28 protein-coding genes and 1 riboswitch are annotated in these 16,171 nt (G+C 68.2%); of the genes, 26 read left to right on the plus strand and 2 right to left on the minus strand.

The features are described from left to right. Window positions 1-194 (minus strand): hypothetical protein (locus GL263_RS28280; protein WP_228456226.1); only part of this gene is annotated, 194 nt, incomplete at its 3' end. Window positions 195-336: 142 nt separating this feature from the next. Here GL263_RS28280 and rpsJ point away from each other — a divergent pair. The 23 genes from rpsJ (at window position 337) to GL263_RS08045 (ending at window position 12,261) form a co-directional block, all read left to right on the plus strand. Continuing rightward, complete coding sequence (gene rpsJ, locus GL263_RS07935) at window positions 337-645, plus strand: 30S ribosomal protein S10 (RefSeq protein ID WP_016473429.1); 309 nt, start codon at window positions 337-339, stop codon at window positions 643-645. 13 nt (window positions 646-658) lie between these two features. Beyond that, on the plus strand, window positions 659-1,303 hold the full coding sequence (gene rplC, locus GL263_RS07940; protein ID WP_143647336.1) for a 50S ribosomal protein L3: 645 nt from the start codon (window positions 659-661) through the stop codon (window positions 1,301-1,303). Window positions 1,304-1,311: 8 nt separating this feature from the next. Continuing rightward, the gene (gene rplD, locus GL263_RS07945; RefSeq protein WP_182854883.1) at window positions 1,312-1,962 is read left to right on the plus strand and encodes a 50S ribosomal protein L4; all 651 of its coding nucleotides are present in this window, start codon (window positions 1,312-1,314) and stop codon (window positions 1,960-1,962) included. Then, window positions 1,962-2,312: a 50S ribosomal protein L23 gene (rplW, locus tag GL263_RS07950; protein ID WP_182854884.1), complete on the plus strand. Its 351-nt coding sequence runs from the start codon at window positions 1,962-1,964 to the stop codon at window positions 2,310-2,312. Before rplD ends, rplW begins: the two co-directional genes overlap by 1 nt. Window positions 2,313-2,350: 38 nt before the next feature. Further along, on the plus strand, window positions 2,351-3,187 hold the full coding sequence (rplB, locus tag GL263_RS07955; RefSeq protein ID WP_143647339.1) for a 50S ribosomal protein L2: 837 nt from the start codon (window positions 2,351-2,353) through the stop codon (window positions 3,185-3,187). Window positions 3,188-3,199: 12 nt separating this feature from the next. After that, window positions 3,200-3,481 carry a 30S ribosomal protein S19 gene (rpsS, locus tag GL263_RS07960; RefSeq protein ID WP_143647340.1) on the plus strand — a complete coding sequence of 94 codons (282 nt, stop codon included), beginning with the start codon at window positions 3,200-3,202 and terminating at the stop codon, window positions 3,479-3,481. A gap of 43 nt (window positions 3,482-3,524) precedes the next feature. Further along, complete coding sequence (gene rplV, locus GL263_RS07965) at window positions 3,525-3,872, plus strand: 50S ribosomal protein L22 (protein ID WP_143647360.1); 348 nt, start codon at window positions 3,525-3,527, stop codon at window positions 3,870-3,872. After that, a complete protein-coding gene (rpsC, locus tag GL263_RS07970; protein ID WP_182854885.1) occupies window positions 3,872-4,705 on the plus strand; it encodes a 30S ribosomal protein S3 in 834 nt (277 codons plus the stop codon). Before rplV ends, rpsC begins: the two co-directional genes overlap by 1 nt. Before the next feature lie 5 nt (window positions 4,706-4,710). Next, window positions 4,711-5,130: a 50S ribosomal protein L16 gene (gene rplP, locus GL263_RS07975; RefSeq protein WP_182854886.1), complete on the plus strand. Its 420-nt coding sequence runs from the start codon at window positions 4,711-4,713 to the stop codon at window positions 5,128-5,130. Next, window positions 5,130-5,354: a 50S ribosomal protein L29 gene (gene rpmC / locus GL263_RS07980; RefSeq protein WP_143647343.1), complete on the plus strand. Its 225-nt coding sequence runs from the start codon at window positions 5,130-5,132 to the stop codon at window positions 5,352-5,354. The genes rplP and rpmC overlap by 1 nt, the downstream gene beginning before the upstream one ends. Then, a complete protein-coding gene (gene rpsQ, locus GL263_RS07985) occupies window positions 5,354-5,638 on the plus strand; it encodes a 30S ribosomal protein S17 (RefSeq protein WP_143647344.1) in 285 nt (94 codons plus the stop codon). The genes rpmC and rpsQ overlap by 1 nt, the downstream gene beginning before the upstream one ends. Window positions 5,639-5,741: 103 nt before the next feature. After that, a complete protein-coding gene (rplN, locus tag GL263_RS07990) occupies window positions 5,742-6,110 on the plus strand; it encodes a 50S ribosomal protein L14 (RefSeq protein WP_003998823.1) in 369 nt (122 codons plus the stop codon). A 2-nt stretch (window positions 6,111-6,112) separates the two neighbouring features. Next, on the plus strand, window positions 6,113-6,436 hold the full coding sequence (rplX, locus tag GL263_RS07995) for a 50S ribosomal protein L24 (RefSeq protein WP_182854887.1): 324 nt from the start codon (window positions 6,113-6,115) through the stop codon (window positions 6,434-6,436). Further along, window positions 6,436-7,008 (plus strand): 50S ribosomal protein L5, encoded by a 573-nt coding sequence (rplE, locus tag GL263_RS08000; protein ID WP_182854888.1) that lies wholly within the window; start codon window positions 6,436-6,438, stop codon window positions 7,006-7,008. Before rplX ends, rplE begins: the two co-directional genes overlap by 1 nt. Before the next feature lie 2 nt (window positions 7,009-7,010). Continuing rightward, on the plus strand, window positions 7,011-7,196 hold the full coding sequence (locus GL263_RS08005) for a type Z 30S ribosomal protein S14 (RefSeq protein ID WP_182854889.1): 186 nt from the start codon (window positions 7,011-7,013) through the stop codon (window positions 7,194-7,196). 238 nt (window positions 7,197-7,434) lie between these two features. Beyond that, on the plus strand, window positions 7,435-7,833 hold the full coding sequence (gene rpsH / locus GL263_RS08010; protein ID WP_143647349.1) for a 30S ribosomal protein S8: 399 nt from the start codon (window positions 7,435-7,437) through the stop codon (window positions 7,831-7,833). Between the two features lie 23 nt (window positions 7,834-7,856). Beyond that, window positions 7,857-8,396, plus strand: coding sequence for a 50S ribosomal protein L6 (gene rplF / locus GL263_RS08015; protein WP_143647350.1), 540 nt, complete (start codon window positions 7,857-7,859; stop codon window positions 8,394-8,396). A gap of 3 nt (window positions 8,397-8,399) precedes the next feature. Then, window positions 8,400-8,783 (plus strand): 50S ribosomal protein L18, encoded by a 384-nt coding sequence (rplR, locus tag GL263_RS08020; protein WP_182854890.1) that lies wholly within the window; start codon window positions 8,400-8,402, stop codon window positions 8,781-8,783. Window positions 8,784-8,825: 42 nt separating this feature from the next. Beyond that, on the plus strand, window positions 8,826-9,431 hold the full coding sequence (gene rpsE / locus GL263_RS08025; RefSeq protein WP_182854891.1) for a 30S ribosomal protein S5: 606 nt from the start codon (window positions 8,826-8,828) through the stop codon (window positions 9,429-9,431). After that, the gene (gene rpmD, locus GL263_RS08030; protein ID WP_182854892.1) at window positions 9,431-9,613 is read left to right on the plus strand and encodes a 50S ribosomal protein L30; all 183 of its coding nucleotides are present in this window, start codon (window positions 9,431-9,433) and stop codon (window positions 9,611-9,613) included. Before rpsE ends, rpmD begins: the two co-directional genes overlap by 1 nt. A gap of 1 nt (window position 9,614) precedes the next feature. Further along, window positions 9,615-10,070 carry a 50S ribosomal protein L15 gene (gene rplO, locus GL263_RS08035; RefSeq protein WP_182854893.1) on the plus strand — a complete coding sequence of 152 codons (456 nt, stop codon included), beginning with the start codon at window positions 9,615-9,617 and terminating at the stop codon, window positions 10,068-10,070. A 212-nt stretch (window positions 10,071-10,282) separates the two neighbouring features. Continuing rightward, window positions 10,283-11,599: a preprotein translocase subunit SecY gene (gene secY / locus GL263_RS08040; RefSeq protein WP_182854894.1), complete on the plus strand. Its 1,317-nt coding sequence runs from the start codon at window positions 10,283-10,285 to the stop codon at window positions 11,597-11,599. Further along, entirely contained in the window at window positions 11,599-12,261 is a 663-nt protein-coding gene (locus GL263_RS08045) for an adenylate kinase (protein WP_182854895.1), read from the plus strand. The genes secY and GL263_RS08045 overlap by 1 nt, the downstream gene beginning before the upstream one ends. 110 nt (window positions 12,262-12,371) lie before the next feature. Here GL263_RS08045 and GL263_RS08050 read toward each other — a convergent pair whose 3' ends face one another. Continuing rightward, the gene (locus GL263_RS08050; RefSeq protein WP_182854896.1) at window positions 12,372-12,761 is read right to left on the minus strand and encodes a hypothetical protein; all 390 of its coding nucleotides are present in this window, start codon (window positions 12,759-12,761) and stop codon (window positions 12,372-12,374) included. A 179-nt stretch (window positions 12,762-12,940) separates the two neighbouring features. Beyond that, a riboswitch (cobalamin riboswitch) is annotated at window positions 12,941-13,081 on the plus strand. A gap of 141 nt (window positions 13,082-13,222) precedes the next feature. On the opposite strand from GL263_RS08050, the gene GL263_RS08055 reads away from it, so the two are divergent. The 3 genes from GL263_RS08055 to GL263_RS08065 form a co-directional block, all read left to right on the plus strand. Then, on the plus strand, window positions 13,223-14,173 hold the full coding sequence (locus GL263_RS08055; protein WP_182854897.1) for an ABC transporter substrate-binding protein: 951 nt from the start codon (window positions 13,223-13,225) through the stop codon (window positions 14,171-14,173). Window positions 14,174-14,283: 110 nt separating this feature from the next. Then, window positions 14,284-15,321: a FecCD family ABC transporter permease gene (locus GL263_RS08060; protein WP_228456231.1), complete on the plus strand. Its 1,038-nt coding sequence runs from the start codon at window positions 14,284-14,286 to the stop codon at window positions 15,319-15,321. Beyond that, window positions 15,318-16,171, plus strand: an 854-nt coding sequence (locus GL263_RS08065; protein ID WP_228456228.1) for an ABC transporter ATP-binding protein, incomplete at its 3' end; no start/stop codon positions are given. The genes GL263_RS08060 and GL263_RS08065, both read left to right, overlap by 4 nt.

The raw sequence follows: 16,171 nt of genomic DNA on the forward strand, positions 1-16,171 counted from the left end.
CTAGCCAGGTTGCTCGGTTGAGTGCCGATGCCGTGCGCCTCCCGCCGGGAGGACTGGAAGCGAGTCCCGATGTACTCGTCGTCCCTGATCAGGGACGGAAGTACGGGAATCTTCCGGGAAGCGCGGGAGGGGCTTCCAGCCAGGCATCCGGTGGGTTTCCTTCCCCCTTCTTCCCCTTCCAGGGACGCTTCCATGCGGATCCGTGTCGGATACGTCTGGGCGCGGTACGGGAAGGGTTGCGACACGCCCGACCGCGTGGGTCGGGGAGTCGGCTGGCGGGGTGTCGGTTCCACCGGGTACCGGAGCGTTTACGAGAGACAGGACTACGAAGTAGCCATGGCGGGACAGAAGATCCGCATCCGGCTCAAGGCCTACGACCACGAGGTCATCGACAACTCGGCGAAGAAGATCGTCGAGACGGTGACCCGTACTGGTGCGTCGGTCGCGGGCCCGGTGCCGCTGCCCACAGAGAAGAACGTGTACTGCGTCATCAAGTCGCCGCACAAGTACAAGGACTCGCGCGAGCACTTCGAGATGCGCACCCACAAGCGCCTCATCGACATCCTCGACCCGACTCCCAAGACCGTTGACTCGTTGATGCGCCTGGACCTGCCGGCCGGCGTCGACATCGAGATCAAGCTCTGAGGGGTGTCGGAAGATGGCTAAGCAGATCAAGGGCCTCCTGGGCGAGAAGCTCGGCATGACGCAGGTCTGGGACGAGAACAACCGTGTCGTCCCGGTGACCGTCGTCAAGGCCGGTCCCTGTGTCGTGACCCAGGTGCGCACCGCAGACCGCGACGGCTACGAGGCCGTCCAGATCGCCTTCGGCGAGATCGACCCGCGCAAGGTGAACAAGCCCCTCAAGGGCCACTTCGCCAAGGCCGACGTCACTCCCCGCCGTCACCTGGTGGAGATCCGCACCAACGACGCCGCCGAGTACACCCTGGGCCAGGAGCTCACCGCCGAGGTGTTCGAGTCCGGCCTCAAGGTCGACGTGACCGGCAAGTCCAAGGGCAAGGGCACCGCCGGTGTCATGAAGCGTCACGGCTTCCACGGCGGCAAGGCCTCCCACGGTGCCCACCGCGTGCACCGCAAGCCCGGTTCCATCGGTGGCTGCGCCACCCCCGGCCGTGTCTTCAAGGGCATGCGCATGGCGGGCCGCGCCGGCAACGAGCGGGTCACCACCCAGAACCTGACCGTCCACGCCGTTGACGCGGAGAAGGGACTGCTGCTCATCAAGGGCGCGGTTCCCGGTCCGAACGGCGGCCTCGTCCTGGTCCGTACCGCGGCCAAGGGGGCCTGAGGTAACCCATGAGCAGCATTGACATCCTTTCGCCGGCAGGCGACAAGACCGGGACCGTCGACCTCCCCGCGGAGCTCTTCGACGCGAAGATCAGCATTCCGCTGATCCACCAGGTCGTCGTCGCGCAGCTGGCCGCCGCCCGCCAGGGCACGCACAAGACCAAGACCCGCGCCGAGGTCCGTGGTGGCGGCAGGAAGCCGTACCGCCAGAAGGGCACCGGTCGCGCCCGTCAGGGTTCGACCCGCGCGCCGCAGTTCGCCGGCGGTGGCGTGGTCCACGGCCCCGTGCCGCGCGACTACTCGCAGCGCACCCCGAAGAAGATGAAGGCCGCCGCCCTGCGCGGTGCCCTCACCGACCGGGCGCGCAACAACCGCATCCACGTCGTGACCGGCGTGGTCGAGGGCGACATCTCCACCAAGGCCGCCAAGAACCTGTTCGGCAAGATCAGCGAGCGCAAGCACGTGCTGCTCGTCGCCGAGCGTTCGGACGAGGCCGCGTGGCTGTCCACCCGCAACCTGCCCCAGGTGCACATCCTGGAGCCGGGCCAGCTGAACACGTACGACGTGCTCGTCTCCGACGACGTGGTCTTCACGAAGGCCGCCTTCGAGTCCTTCGTGGCCAGCCGTACCGGGGCTGAGCTCGAAGGGAGCGACGCCTGATGAGCGAGCCGACTCAGAACGCCGAGACCGCCGCGAGCACGGTCACGAGCAAGACGTTCACGGACCCCCGGGACATCCTGATCAAGCCCGTGGTCTCCGAGAAGAGCTACGCGCTGCTCGATGAGAACAAGTACACGTTCGTCGTGGACCCGCGCGCCAACAAGACCCAGATCAAGCAGGCCGTCGAGGCGGTCTTCTCGGTCAAGGTCAACGGGGTCAACACGATCAACCGGCAGGGCAAGCGCAAGCGCACCCGCACCGGTTTCGGCAAGCGCGCTGACACCAAGCGCGCCATCGTGACCCTCGCCGAGGGCGACCGTATCGACATCTTCGGCGGGCCGGTCTCCTAACGGAGCTGGTTCGTCCGATATCGGACGAGGACTGAGAAATGGGTATCCGCAAGTACAAGCCGACGACCCCGGGCCGTCGTGGCTCCAGCGTCGCCGACTTCGTCGAGATCACGCGGTCCACGCCGGAGAAGTCGCTGGTCCGCCCGCTGCACAGCAAGGGCGGCCGTAACAACGCCGGTCGTGTGACCGTTCGCCACCAGGGCGGTGGCCACAAGCGCGCCTACCGCGTGATCGACTTCCGTCGTCACGACAAGGACGGCGTGCCGGCCAAGGTCGCGCACATCGAGTACGACCCGAACCGCACCGCGCGCATCGCGCTGCTGCACTACGCCGACGGCGAGAAGCGCTACATCATCGCGCCGGCCGGCCTGAAGCAGGGCGACCGCGTCGAGAACGGCCCGGGCGCCGACATCAAGCCCGGCAACAACCTGCCGCTGCGCAACATCCCGGTCGGTACGGTCATCCACGCCATCGAGCTGCGGCCCGGCGGCGGTGCGAAGTTCGCCCGCTCCGCCGGTGCCTCCGTGCAGCTGCTGGCGAGGGAGGGCCGCATGGCCCACCTGCGTATGCCGTCCGGTGAGATCCGCCTGGTCGACGTCCGCTGCCGCGCCACTGTGGGCGAGGTCGGCAACGCCGAGCAGTCGAACATCAACTGGGGCAAGGCCGGCCGTATGCGCTGGAAGGGCGTCCGCCCGACCGTCCGCGGTGTGGTCATGAACCCGATCGACCACCCGCACGGTGGTGGTGAGGGTCGTACCTCCGGTGGTCGCCACCCGGTGTCGCCGTGGGGCAAGAAGGAAGGACGTACTCGCTCGCCGAAGAAGGCCAGCAACAAGTACATCGTCCGCCGCCGCAAGACGAACAAGAAGCGCTAGGAGCGGGTTCAGATGCCGCGCAGTCTCAAGAAGGGGCCCTTCGTCGACGACCACCTGATCAAGAAGGTGGATGTCCAGAACGAAGCCGGCACCAAGAACGTCATCAAGACCTGGTCCCGCCGCTCGATGATCGTCCCGGCCATGCTCGGCCACACGATCGCGGTGCACGACGGCCGCAAGCACGTCCCGGTGTTCGTCACCGAGTCGATGGTCGGCCACAAGCTCGGCGAGTTCGCGCCGACCCGCACCTTCCGCGGCCACGTGAAGGACGACCGCAAGTCGCGTCGTCGCTGATCGGCGGAGTGCGAAGACTATGACTGACACCGAAGGGACAACCATGGAAGCCAGGGCCCAGGCGCGCTACGTGCGTGTCACGCCCATGAAGGCCCGCCGCGTGGTGGACCTTGTCCGTGGCATGAGCGCCACGGAGGCTCAGGCGGTCCTGCGTTTCGCCCCGCAGGCCGCGAGCGTGCCGGTGGGCAAGGTGCTTGACAGCGCCATCGCCAACGCCGCGCACAACTACGACCACACCGACGTCGACAGCCTCTTCATCTCCGAGGCCTACGTCGACGAGGGCCCGACCCTCAAGCGGTTCCGGCCGCGCGCGCAGGGTCGCGCGTACCGGATCCGTAAGCGGACCAGCCACATCACCGTGGTCGTCAGCAGCAAGGAAGGAACCCGGTAATGGGCCAGAAGGTTAACCCGCACGGGTTCCGGCTCGGCATCACCACGGACTTCAAGTCCCGCTGGTACGCCGACAAGCTGTACAAGGACTACATCAAGGAAGACGTCGAGATCCGCCGCCTGCTCACGCAGGGCATGGAGCGGGCCGGCATCTCCAAGGTCGAGATCGAGCGCACCCGCGACCGCGTCCGCGTCGACGTTCACACCGCCCGCCCGGGCATCGTGATCGGCCGCCGCGGTGCGGAGGCGGAGCGGATCCGCGGCCAGCTCGAGAAGCTGACCGGCAAGCAGATCCAGTTCAACATCCTCGAGGTGAAGAACCCGGAGCTGGACGCTCAGCTGGTGGCCCAGGCCGTCGCCGAGCAGCTGTCCTCCCGCGTCTCCTTCCGTCGCGCCATGCGCAAGAGCATGCAGTCGACGATGAAGGCCGGCGCCAAGGGCATCAAGATCCAGTGCGGCGGTCGTCTCGGCGGCGCCGAGATGTCCCGCTCGGAGTTCTACCGCGAGGGCCGTGTGCCCCTGCACACCCTCCGCGCGAACGTCGACTACGGCTTCTTCGAGGCCAAGACCACCTTCGGCCGCATCGGCGTCAAGGTGTGGATCTACAAGGGCGACGTGAAGAACATCGCCGAGGTCCGCGCCGAGAACGCCGCCGCGCGCGCCGGCAACCGCCCGTCGCGTGGTGGCAACGACCGCCCCCGCCGTGGTGGTGGCGGTGGCGAGCGCCGTGGCCGCAAGCCGCAGCAGCAGGCCCAGCAGGCCCAGGCCGAGGCCCCCAAGGCCGAGGCGCCCGCCGCTCCCGCTGCCGCTGACAGCACCGGAACGGAGGCCTGACCGTCATGCTGATCCCGCGCAGGGTCAAGCACCGCAAGCAGCACCACCCGAAGCGGTCGGGTATGGCCAAGGGCGGCACGGAGGTCTCGTTCGGCGAGTACGGCATCCAGGCCGTCACCGCCGCCTACGTGACCAACCGGCAGATCGAGGCCGCTCGTATCGCCATGACCCGCCACATCAAGCGTGGCGGCAAGGTCTGGATCAACATCTACCCGGACCGCCCGCTCACGAAGAAGCCCGCCGAGACCCGCATGGGTTCCGGTAAGGGTTCGCCGGAGTGGTGGATCGCGAACGTCAAGCCCGGTCGGGTGATGTTCGAGCTGTCCTACCCGAACGAGAAGATTGCTCGTGAGGCGCTCACCCGCGCTGCTCACAAGCTTCCGATGAAGTGCCGGATCGTGCGGCGCGAGGCAGGTGAGGCGTGATGGCGGCCGTTACCAAGGCCAACGAGCTGCGTGAGCTCAACGACGAGGAGCTCGTCGTCAAGCTTCGCGAGGCCAAGGAGGAGCTGTTCAAGCTCCGCTTCCAGGCGGCGACCGGACAGCTGGAGAACAACGGCCGGCTCAAGGCCGTCCGCAAGGACATCGCCCGGATCTACACCCTGATGCGCGAGCGCGAGCTGGGCATCGAGACGGTGGAGAGCGCCTGATGAGCGAGACGAATGTGACTGAGAACAGCAACGAGCGCGGTTTCCGCAAGACCCGCGAGGGTCTGGTCGTCAGCGACAAGATGGACAAGACCGTCGTCGTCGCCGTCGAGGACCGCGTCAAGCACGCCCTGTACGGCAAGGTCATCCGCCGTACGAACAAGCTCAAGGCGCACGACGAGCAGAACGCCGCCGGCATCGGCGACCGGGTCCTCATCATGGAGACCCGGCCGCTGTCCGCGACGAAGCGCTGGCGCATCGTCGAGATCCTCGAGAAGGCCAAGTAATTCCTGAAGGCAATCGCCTTCTGGACAGTTCCGCCAGGCTCGGCAGGGGCGCATCCGTGACGGACGCCCCTGCCGGGAACCGGCAGACGATCAGGAGATAGACGTGATCCAGCAGGAGTCGCGACTTCGGGTCGCCGACAACACGGGCGCGAAGGAGATCCTTTGCATCCGTGTTCTCGGTGGCTCGGGTCGCCGCTACGCGGGCATCGGCGATGTCATCGTCGCCACCGTCAAGGACGCGATCCCCGGTGGCAACGTGAAGAAGGGTGACGTCGTCAAGGCCGTCATCGTGCGCACCGTCAAGGAGCGTCGTCGCCCGGACGGCTCGTACATCCGTTTCGACGAGAACGCCGCCGTCATCCTCAAGAACGACGGTGACCCCCGCGGCACCCGTATCTTCGGCCCCGTGGGCCGTGAACTGCGCGAGAAGAAGTTCATGAAGATCATCTCGCTCGCGCCGGAGGTGCTGTGAGCATGAAGATCAAGAAGGGCGACCTGGTCCAGGTCATCACCGGTAAGGACAAGGGCAAGCAGGGCAAGGTCATCGTGGCCTACCCGCGCGAGGACCGCGTCCTGGTCGAGGGTGTCAACCGGGTCAAGAAGCACACCAAGGCCGGCCAGACCGCTCGCGGTTCCAAGACCGGCGGCATCGTGACGACCGAGGCCCCGATCCACGTGAGCAACGTTCAGCTCGTCGTGGAGAAGGACGGCAACAAGGTCGTCACCCGCGTCGGCTACCGCTTCGACGAGGACGGCAACAAGATCCGCGTTGCCAAGCGGACCGGTGAGGACATCTGATGACTGCCACCACTGACACCGCCAGGGCGAACCCCCGTCTCAAGCAGCGCTACCGGGACGAGATCAAGGACAAGATGCGTGAGGAGTTCTCGTACGAGAACGTCATGCAGATCCCTGGTCTCACCAAGATCGTGGTCAACATGGGTGTGGGCGACGCCGCCCGCGACTCCAAGCTGATCGAGGGCGCCATCCGCGACCTCACCACGATCACCGGTCAGAAGCCGGCCGTGACCAAGGCCCGCAAGTCCATCGCGCAGTTCAAGCTGCGTGAGGGTCAGCCGATCGGCGCCCACGTCACCCTCCGCGGTGACCGCATGTGGGAGTTCCTGGACCGGCTGCTCTCCCTCGCTCTGCCGCGCATCCGCGACTTCCGCGGTCTGTCGCCGAAGCAGTTCGACGGTCGGGGCAACTACACCTTCGGTCTCACCGAGCAGGTCATGTTCCACGAGATCGACCAGGACAAGATCGACCGGGTTCGGGGCATGGACATCACCGTGGTCACCACGGCGACCAACGACGACGAGGGCCGCGCCCTGCTGCGTCACCTCGGCTTCCCGTTCAAGGAGAACTGACCATGGCGAAGAAGGCGATGATCGCCAAGGCCGCCCGCAAGCCGAAGTTCGCCGTGCGTGGCTACACGCGCTGCCAGCGTTGCGGTCGTCCGCACTCCGTCTACCGCAAGTTCGGCCTGTGCCGCGTGTGCCTTCGTGAGATGGCCCACCGCGGCGAGCTGCCGGGCGTGACCAAGAGCTCCTGGTAATTCCCTACTTGGGAACCAGCCAGAGCTCTCGGTAAGCATCTGGTCGGTGGGGCCCGATCCGACATGCCTTAGGCTTGTCGGGTTGGGCGCCCGCCGACCGTGACCGCACGCGGGCAGCGCGCCCGCAAGAAGTCGCTTACTACGCCGTAGGTCCCCGCGCCGCACCCGTCCCGCCCCTGAGCGGGGAGAGGGATGGCGCATACAGGAAACCCCGGCGAGAGAGGCCGAAGGCCATCACATGACCATGACCGATCCGATCGCAGACATGCTGACGCGTCTGCGAAACGCGAACTCGGCGTATCACGACGATGTCGTGATGCCGCACAGCAAGATCAAGTCGCACATCGCGGAGATCCTCAAGCAGGAGGGCTACATCACCGGCTGGAAGGTCGAGGACGCCCCCGTGGGCAAGAACCTCGTCCTCGAGCTGAAGTACGGCCCGAACCGCGAGCGCTCGATCGCCGGCATCAAGCGCATCTCGAAGCCGGGTCTGCGGGTCTACGCAAAGTCCACCAACCTGCCCCGTGTGCTGGGCGGCCTGGGCGTGGCGATCATCTCCACGTCGCACGGTCTGCTCACCGGTCAGCAGGCGCAGAAGAAGGGCGTGGGTGGGGAAGTCCTCGCCTACGTCTGGTAACGGAAGGGAACGGAGGAAAAGCCATGTCGCGAATCGGCAAGCTCCCCATCCAGGTTCCCGCCGGTGTGGACGTCACCATCGATGGCCGTACGGTCGCGGTGAAGGGCCCCAAGGGCAACCTTTCGCACGCCGTCGCAGCGCCCATCGAGGTCGCCAAGGGTGAGGACGGCGCTGTCGTCGTCTCGCGCCCGAACGACGAAAGCCGGAACAAGGCCCTGCACGGCCTGTCCCGCACGCTGGTGGCGAACATGATCACTGGCGTGACCCAGGGCTACGTCAAGAAGCTCGAGATCAGCGGTGTCGGTTACCGCGTCCAGGCGAAGGGCTCCAACCTGGAGTTCGCGCTGGGCTACAGCCACCCGATCCTGATCGAGGCGCCCGAGGGCATCTCCTTCAAGGTCGAGTCGCCCACCCGCTTCTCGGTCGAGGGGATCGACAAGCAGAAGGTCGGCGAGGTCGCCGCGAAGATCCGCAAGCTGCGGAAGCCCGACCCGTACAAGGCCAAGGGCATCAAGTACGAGGGCGAAGTCATCCGCCGCAAGGTCGGAAAGGCTGGTAAGTAAGCCATGGCATACGGCGTGAAGATCGCCAAGGGCGACGCGTACAAGCGCGCTGCTGCCAAGCGCCGTCACATCCGCATCCGCAAGAGGATCTCGGGTACCTCCGAGCGTCCGCGGCTGGTCGTGACGCGTTCCAACCGGCACATGGTGGCGCAGGTCATCGACGACATCAAGGGCCACACCGTGGCCTCGGCGTCCTCGATGGACAGCTCCATCCGCGGTGCGGAGGGTGACAAGAGCGCCCTCGCTCAGAAGGTCGGCGCCCTGGTCGCCGAGCGTGCCAAGGCCGCCGGCGTGGAGACTGTTGTCTTCGACCGCGGTGGCAACCAGTACGCCGGGCGCATCGCCGCGCTGGCGGACGCCGCCCGCGAGGCCGGGCTCAAGTTCTGAGCCGGTTCCGTAGCTAGCGGACAGACGAGAGAGGTATTTCCAATGGCTGGACCCCAGCGCCGCGGTGGCGGCGCCGGTGGCGGCGAGCGACGGGACCGTAAGGACCGGCGGGACGGTGGCGCTGCCGCCGAGAAGACCGCGTACGTCGAGCGGGTCGTCGCGATCAACCGCGTCGCCAAGGTTGTGAAGGGTGGTCGCCGCTTCAGCTTCACCGCGCTTGTCGTGGTGGGCGACGGCGATGGCACCGTCGGTGTCGGCTATGGCAAGGCCAAGGAAGTTCCGGCCGCCATCGCCAAGGGTGTCGAGGAGGCCAAGAAGAACTTCTTCAAGGTCCCCCGCATCCAGGGCACCATCCCGCACCCGTTCCAGGGTGAGGACGCGGCCGGTGTCGTGCTGCTCAAGCCGGCTGCTCCCGGTACCGGTGTGATCGCCGGTGGCCCGGTGCGCGCCGTGCTGGAGTGCGCGGGCATCCACGACGTGCTGAGCAAGTCGCTCGGCTCGTCCAACCCGATCAACATCGTGCACGCCACGGTGGCCGCTCTGAAGGGCCTGCAGCGCCCCGAGGAGATCGCCGCCCGTCGTGGCCTGCCGCTCGAGGACGTCGCGCCCGCCGCGCTGCTGCGGGCTCGGGCTGGGGTGAGTGCGTGATGGCGCAGCTCAAGATCACCCAGTCCCGTTCCGTGATCGGTACGAAGCAGAACCACCGTGAGACGCTCCGGACCCTCGGTCTGAAGCGGATCAACGACGTGGTCGTCAAGGAGGACCGCCCCGAGGTCCGCGGCATGGTTCACACCGTGCGGCACCTCGTGACGGTCGAGGAGGTGAACTGAGATGGCTGAAGAGAAGCCGCTCAAGCTCCACAACCTCCGTCCGGCCCCGGGCGCCAAGACCGCCAAGACCCGTGTCGGTCGTGGTGAGGCGTCGAAGGGTAAGACGGCCGGTCGTGGCACCAAGGGCACCAAGGCCCGCTACCAGGTTCCCGAGCGCTTCGAGGGTGGGCAGATGCCGCTGCACATGCGGCTGCCCAAGCTCAAGGGCTTCAAGAACCCGTTCCGCACCGAGTACCAGGTCGTGAACCTGGACAAGCTCGCCTCCCTCTACCCCGAGGGCGGCGAGGTCACGGTGGCCGACCTGGTCGCCAAGGGCGCGGTGCGCAAGAACAGCCTCGTCAAGGTGCTCGGCACCGGCGAGGTCTCCGTGGCGCTGCAGGTGACGGTCGACGCCGTCTCCGGCTCCGCCAAGGAGAAGATCACCGCCGCCGGCGGCAGCGTCACCGAGCTCGTCTGAGCCCATGGCGTAGCAACAACCGGGGATGCCCAGGAACGGGCATCCCCGGTTGGTCGTTCCACGGGCGGGCCTGTCGCCGGTAAGGTGGCTGGCACTGCCCGGTCCCGCGCTCGCGTGTGGCCGGGTCGTGGGGGGACCGATCCACCACTGTCATATCCGTCGTTTTTAGACCGTCACCTCTCGCGTAGGACGCGGAGGCCGCAGGAGGTACCGTGCTCAGCGCGTTCACCCGGGCGTTCAAGACGCCCGACCTGCGCAAGAAGCTGCTGTTCACGCTGGGCATCATCGTGCTCTTCCGGCTCGGATCCCAGATCCCGACCCCCGGCGTCAGCTACGAAGCCGTCCAGATGTGCAAGGACGAGGCGAAGAGCGGCCAGTCGGGTCTGTTCGATCTGGTGAACATGTTCAGTGGTGGCGCACTGATGCAGATCACGATCTTCGCGCTCGGCATCATGCCGTACATCACGGCCAGCATCATCTTGCAGCTCCTCGTCGTGGTGATCCCACGACTCGAGGCGCTGAAGAAGGAGGGTCAGGCCGGCCAGGCGAAGATCACCCAGTACACGCGCTACCTGACCATCGCGCTCGCCGTGCTGCAGGCGACCGGTCTGGTCGCCGCCGCGCGCAGCGGCACTCTCTTCTCCGGCTGTTCCGTCGCCGCCCAGGTGGTGCCGGACGGCTCGATGTTCGTCGTCATCTCCATGGTCATCGTGATGACCTCCGGCACGGCGCTGATCATGTGGCTCGGTGAGCTGATCACCGACCGCGGCATCGGCAACGGCATGTCGATGCTGATGTTCGTCTCCATCGCCGCCGGCTTCCCCGGCGCGCTGTGGGCGATCAAGGTCCAGGGCGACCTGGCCGACGGCTGGATCGAGTTCGGCACCGTGATCGTCTGCGGCCTCGCCATGGTCGGCCTGGTGGTCTTCGTCGAGCAGGCGCAGCGCCGCATTCCGGTCCAGTACGCCAAGCGCATGATCGGCAGGCGTTCATATGGTGGGACGTCGACCTACATTCCGCTGAAGGTCAACCAGGCGGGTGTGATTCCCGTCATCTTCGCCTCGTCGCTGCTCTACATTCCGGCGCTGGTCGTCCAGTTCAGCGACTCCCAGGCGGGCTGGGCGGACTGGGTCCGCAACAACCTGCAGGCGCAGGATGCCCCGCTTTACGTGCTTACGTACTTCCTGCTGATCGTCTTCTTCGCCTTCTTCTACGTGGCCATCTCCTTCAACCCCGAAGAAGTTGCCGACAACATGAAGAAGTATGGTGGGTTCATCCCGGGCATCCGGGCCGGACGCCCCACGGCGGAGTACCTGAGCTACGTGCTGAACCGCATCACGTGGCCCGGAGCCATCTACCTCGGGCTGATCGCCCTGGTGCCCACCGTCGCGCTGATCGCGTTCAACGCGCAGGGTGAATTCCCGTTCGGCGGGACATCCATCCTGATCATCGTCGGTGTTGGACTCGAAACTGTTCGGCAGATCGAGAGCCAGCTCCAGCAGCGCAACTACGAAGGGTTCCTCCGCTGATGCGTATCGTCCTCGTCGGACCGCCGGGCGCGGGCAAGGGCACGCAGGCTGCGCTGCTCGCCCAGACCCTGTCCATCCCACACATCTCCACAGGCGACCTGTTCCGCGCCAACATCAGCCAGGGCACAGAGCTCGGGCAGAAGGCACAGGAGTACATGCGCGCCGGCCAGCTGGTACCCGACGAGGTCACCATCGGCATGGCGAAGGACCGGATGGACCAGGCGGACGCCGAGGGCGGCTTCCTCCTCGACGGATTCCCCCGCAACCTCGCCCAGGCCGAGGCGCTGGACGGGATCCTCAAGGACGAGAAGCTCTCGCTGGACGCCGTCCTCGATCTGGAGGTCGAGGAGGACGAGGTCGTCAAGCGCATCGCCGGCCGGCGCATGTGCCGCAAGGACAGCAGCCACATCTTCCACGTCGAGTACAGCCCCTCCAAGGAGTCGGGTGTCTGCGACGTGTGCGGTGGGGAGCTGTACCAGCGCGAGGACGACCGCGAGGACACGGTCCGCAAGCGGCTCGAGGTCTACCACAGCGAGACCGAGCCGATCATCGACTACTACAAGGCGCAGGGGCTCGTCACGACGCTCTCCGCGCTCGGCGCGGTGGCCGACGTCACCAAGCGGGCGCTCGCGGCCCTCGGCCGCGAGGACGCCGCGGCGTAACGGCGCCTTCGGCGCCTTCCGCGCCGTGTGTTCCGGCGGTACGGCCGCGTTCCCCTTCCCGGGGAACGCGGCCGTCCGTCGTTACCGGCCGGATCGCTCGGCCTCGGAGCTCACCTCTCCGCAGCCCGCACCGGTCGGCGACGGGTGACGGCCAGCACAACGGCGGCCGGCACACCACCTGCCAGGACGTAGTCGAAGAACCGCGTGGCGACGGCGACCCGGACGAGGCGTTCCGGATCCCACGTGAGAAGAACACCGAGGGCCAACAGCCCCGTCGGCACCAGCACCGCGAAGAGGGCGAGCAGTGCGCCGCGCCGCGCCCACCGCCGCCCGGCAGCCACGACGCCACGTGCCATCCGCAGCCCTCCGACGGTCAGGAGCACACCCACGGCGGCCGAGACGGCGGCCGTGGGCGCGAGGGCGGCGTAGCCGGGCGCCACCAGGAGCGCCGCCGCGACGAGGTACCACGCCCCCGCGAGGAGGACCAAAGCGGCGGCCATCGCGTCTCCTTCGCCGAGCACGGGCTTGCAGTGTAGAGCGGCGGGTGCGTGCGGCGGCAGTGCCCGGTGCGGCGGCGTCCGTGACGGCAGCGCCCGTGGTGGGGCGTGCGGTCGGGTCGAGGGCGCCTGTGAGGCGCACCACGCGCCGGTTCGCGGACGCCGCCACTCACGTACGCTGCTGACGTCCAACCGCGACGGGAGCCAGGAAGCCGGTGTGAGTCCGGCACGGTCCCGCCACTGTGACCCGGGTGGCCCGCGTGCGCGTCGAGCGCGCGCCGCGCCCGGGAAGTCAGGAGACTGACCCGTCGCGGACCTTTCCGAGGAGCGCGGACTCCGCAGGAGGAACAACACACGTGAACAACGGCCGACGCGGCATACCGTCCACCAGCCCGCGAGGCGACCGACCCCGCCGGGCGAGCGGCGACCGGCACCGGGCCATCGGCCTGGCCCTCGCCCCTGTCATGGCGGTGGGCCTGCTCACCGCCTGCGGAACGCCGGACCGCGCCGAGTCCGGCAAGCGCGCGGAAGCCGACGGCTTCCCGCTCACCGTCACCAACTGCGGCGTGAAGACCACCTACGAACAGCCGCCCGAGCGCGTGGTCACCATCCACCAGCACCCCGCCGAGCTGATGCTCGCGCTCGGCCTGGAGAAGCGGATGGTCGGCACCGCCTTCCCCGACTCGGCAGTCCTGCCCGAGTACCGCGAGAAGTTCAAGGCGATCCCGGAGCTGTCGAAGAAGGAACCCTCCTTCGAGAACGTGCTGGAGGCCGAGCCCGACCTGGTCTACGGCGGCTACGCCAGCGCCTTCGCCGAGAAGACCGGCCGCTCCCGGGCCGCGTTCGAGAAGGCCGGCATCAACACCCACCTCAACCGCGAGTACTGCGAGGGCGCCAAGAGCGCCACCATGAAGGACGTCCACGCCGAGATCCGCACGCTGGGCGAGATGTTCGGCGTGGCCGACCGGGCCGAGAAGCTCAACGCCGAGCTCCGCGGCAAGGTCGACGCGGTCGCGAAGAAGGTCGAGGACAGGAAGCCCGTCCCGGTCTTCGTCTACGACAGCGGCGACAAGTCCGCCTTCACCGCCGGCGGCCGGGGACTGGGTACCGAGATCATCCGACTCGCCGGTGGGAAGAACATCTTCGCCGACGTCGACGAGGTCTTCGCCGACGTGTCCTGGGAGCAGGTCATCGACCGCAAGCCGGAGGTCATCGCGATCTACCACTACGCGGGCGCGGGCAGCGTCGAGAGCAAGAAGAAGTTCCTGCTCTCCCAGCCGGCGCTCGCCGACGTCCCGGCGATCAGGAACAAGCGCTTTGTGGTCGTCCCGCTGACCGCGACGCTGGTCGGCGTACGGCCCCCGTACGCCGTCGAGGACATGGCAAAGGCGCTGCACCCCGAGCGGTTCGAGTGACCGGGCGAGCGCCACGGACCGGGACCGGGTCCGTGGCGACCGCGCCGCACGACAAGACACCCGACGCCGAGGCCGCCGCCGGTCCGGCGGCGCCGTCCGCCGTGCGGCGGCTGCGCTATCCCGCGCTGCTGCTCCTGCTGGCCGCCGCGCTGCTCGCCTCGATGACGGTGGCGGTGGCGATCGGCTCGGTGTCGGTGCCGCCCGGGCAGGTCTGGGGCATCCTCAGCCACCAGCTCGGACTGCCCTGGCCCGACCCGGACTGGACCCGGGCGCGGGAGACGATCATCGTCGACGTACGCGCGCCCCGCGTGCTGCTCGGCGCGGTTGTCGGCGCCGGCCTCGCGGTCGTCGGCACCGCCATGCAGGCCCTGGTCCGCAACCCGCTCGCCGACCCCTACCTGCTGGGCATCTCGTCCGGCGCCTCGCTGGGCGCGGTCGTGGTCATCGTCACCGGCGCGACCTGGCTGGGCACGATGTCGCTGTCGGCGGCGGCGTTCGCGGGCTCCCTGGCGACGATGTTCCTGGTGTACGGCGCCGCCCGCACCGCCGGTCGCATCACGTCCCTGCGGCTGATCCTCTCCGGTGTCGCGGTCGCCGCCGTGCTGTCGGCGGCGACCCACCTGATCCTGCTCACCAGTGAACGGGGCAACGAGGCCCGCGAGGTGCTCTCCTGGACCCTCGGCGGCCTGGGCGGGGTCGGCTGGTCGGTGCTCTGGCTCCCGGTACTCGTCCTGCTCGCCGCGATCGGCGTCCTGCTGCTCCGGGCCCGCTCGCTCAACCTCCTCCTCGCCGGGGAGGAGACCGCCACCACGATGGGCCTGGACGTCGGGCGCTTCCGGATGCGGATGTTCGTCCTGCTGTCCCTGGTCACGGGTGTGCTGGTGGCGGCCGCCGGCCCGGTCGGCTTTGTCGGGCTGATGATGCCGCACATCATGCGCATGGTCGTGGGCGGCGACCACCGCAGGCTGCTGCCCGCCACCGCGCTCGCCGGAGCGATCTTCCTCGTCTGGGCGGACGTCGCCGCCCGCGTCGTGGCCGCGCCACAGGAGATCCCCGTCGGCGTGCTCACCGCGCTGTGCGGCGGGCCCTTCTTCCTGTGGCTGATGCGCCGCGACGCCCGCCGCGCCGGCGGGGGAGGTGCCCGATGAGCAAGACCTCACCGAAGCCGGCCGCGCGTCAACCCGTACGGGAGGAAAGGGAGATGACCCAACCCGCGGTCGCCGACCCGGTCGCCGCCCCGGTCGACGGCCTGACCGCCGGCGCGCCGGTCGAACTCGACGTGGACGGGGTGTCCGTCACCGCCGGCGCTCACCGCCTCGTCCAGGACGTGTCGCTGCACGCCCGTCCGGGCGAGGTGATCGGCCTTGTCGGCCCCAACGGCAGTGGCAAGTCCTCACTCCTCCGGGCGGTTTACCGCGTACGGAAACCGGCAAGCGGCACAGTCCGCGTCAACGGCGACGACGTCTGGCGGCTCCCGGTCCGGGACGTGGCCCGCGCACTCGCCGCCGTCGTCCAGGAGCCCGCCGCCGACTTCGACCTGACGGTACGCGACGTGGTCGCCATGGGCCGGACCCCGCACAAACGCCTCCTGGACGGCGACAACACACACGACTCCGCACTCGTCCAGCGCGCCCTCCGCGTCACCGACGCGACGGACCTGGTGGACCGCGCCTTCGCCGAACTCTCCGGTGGCGAGCGGCAGCGTGTCCTCATCGCCAGGGCACTCACCCAGCAGCCTCGTCTCCTGGTCCTCGACGAGCCGACCAACCACCTCGACATCCGCCACCAGCTCGACGTGCTCGGCGTCCTGCGCCGCCTCCCGGCGACCTCGCTCGTCGCGCTGCACGACCTCAACCTCGCCGCCTACTTCTGCGACCGGCTGTACGTCCTGCGCTCCGGCACGGTCGCGGCGCACGGCACCCCGGCGGAGGTCCTGACGGAATCCCTGCTCGCCGACGTCTACGGCGTCCGCGCCACGGTGACCGCCCACCCCGAAAC

The organism is Streptomyces durbertensis (assembly GCF_014156695.1).
GTDB lineage: Bacteria > Actinomycetota > Actinomycetes > Streptomycetales > Streptomycetaceae > Streptomyces > Streptomyces durbertensis.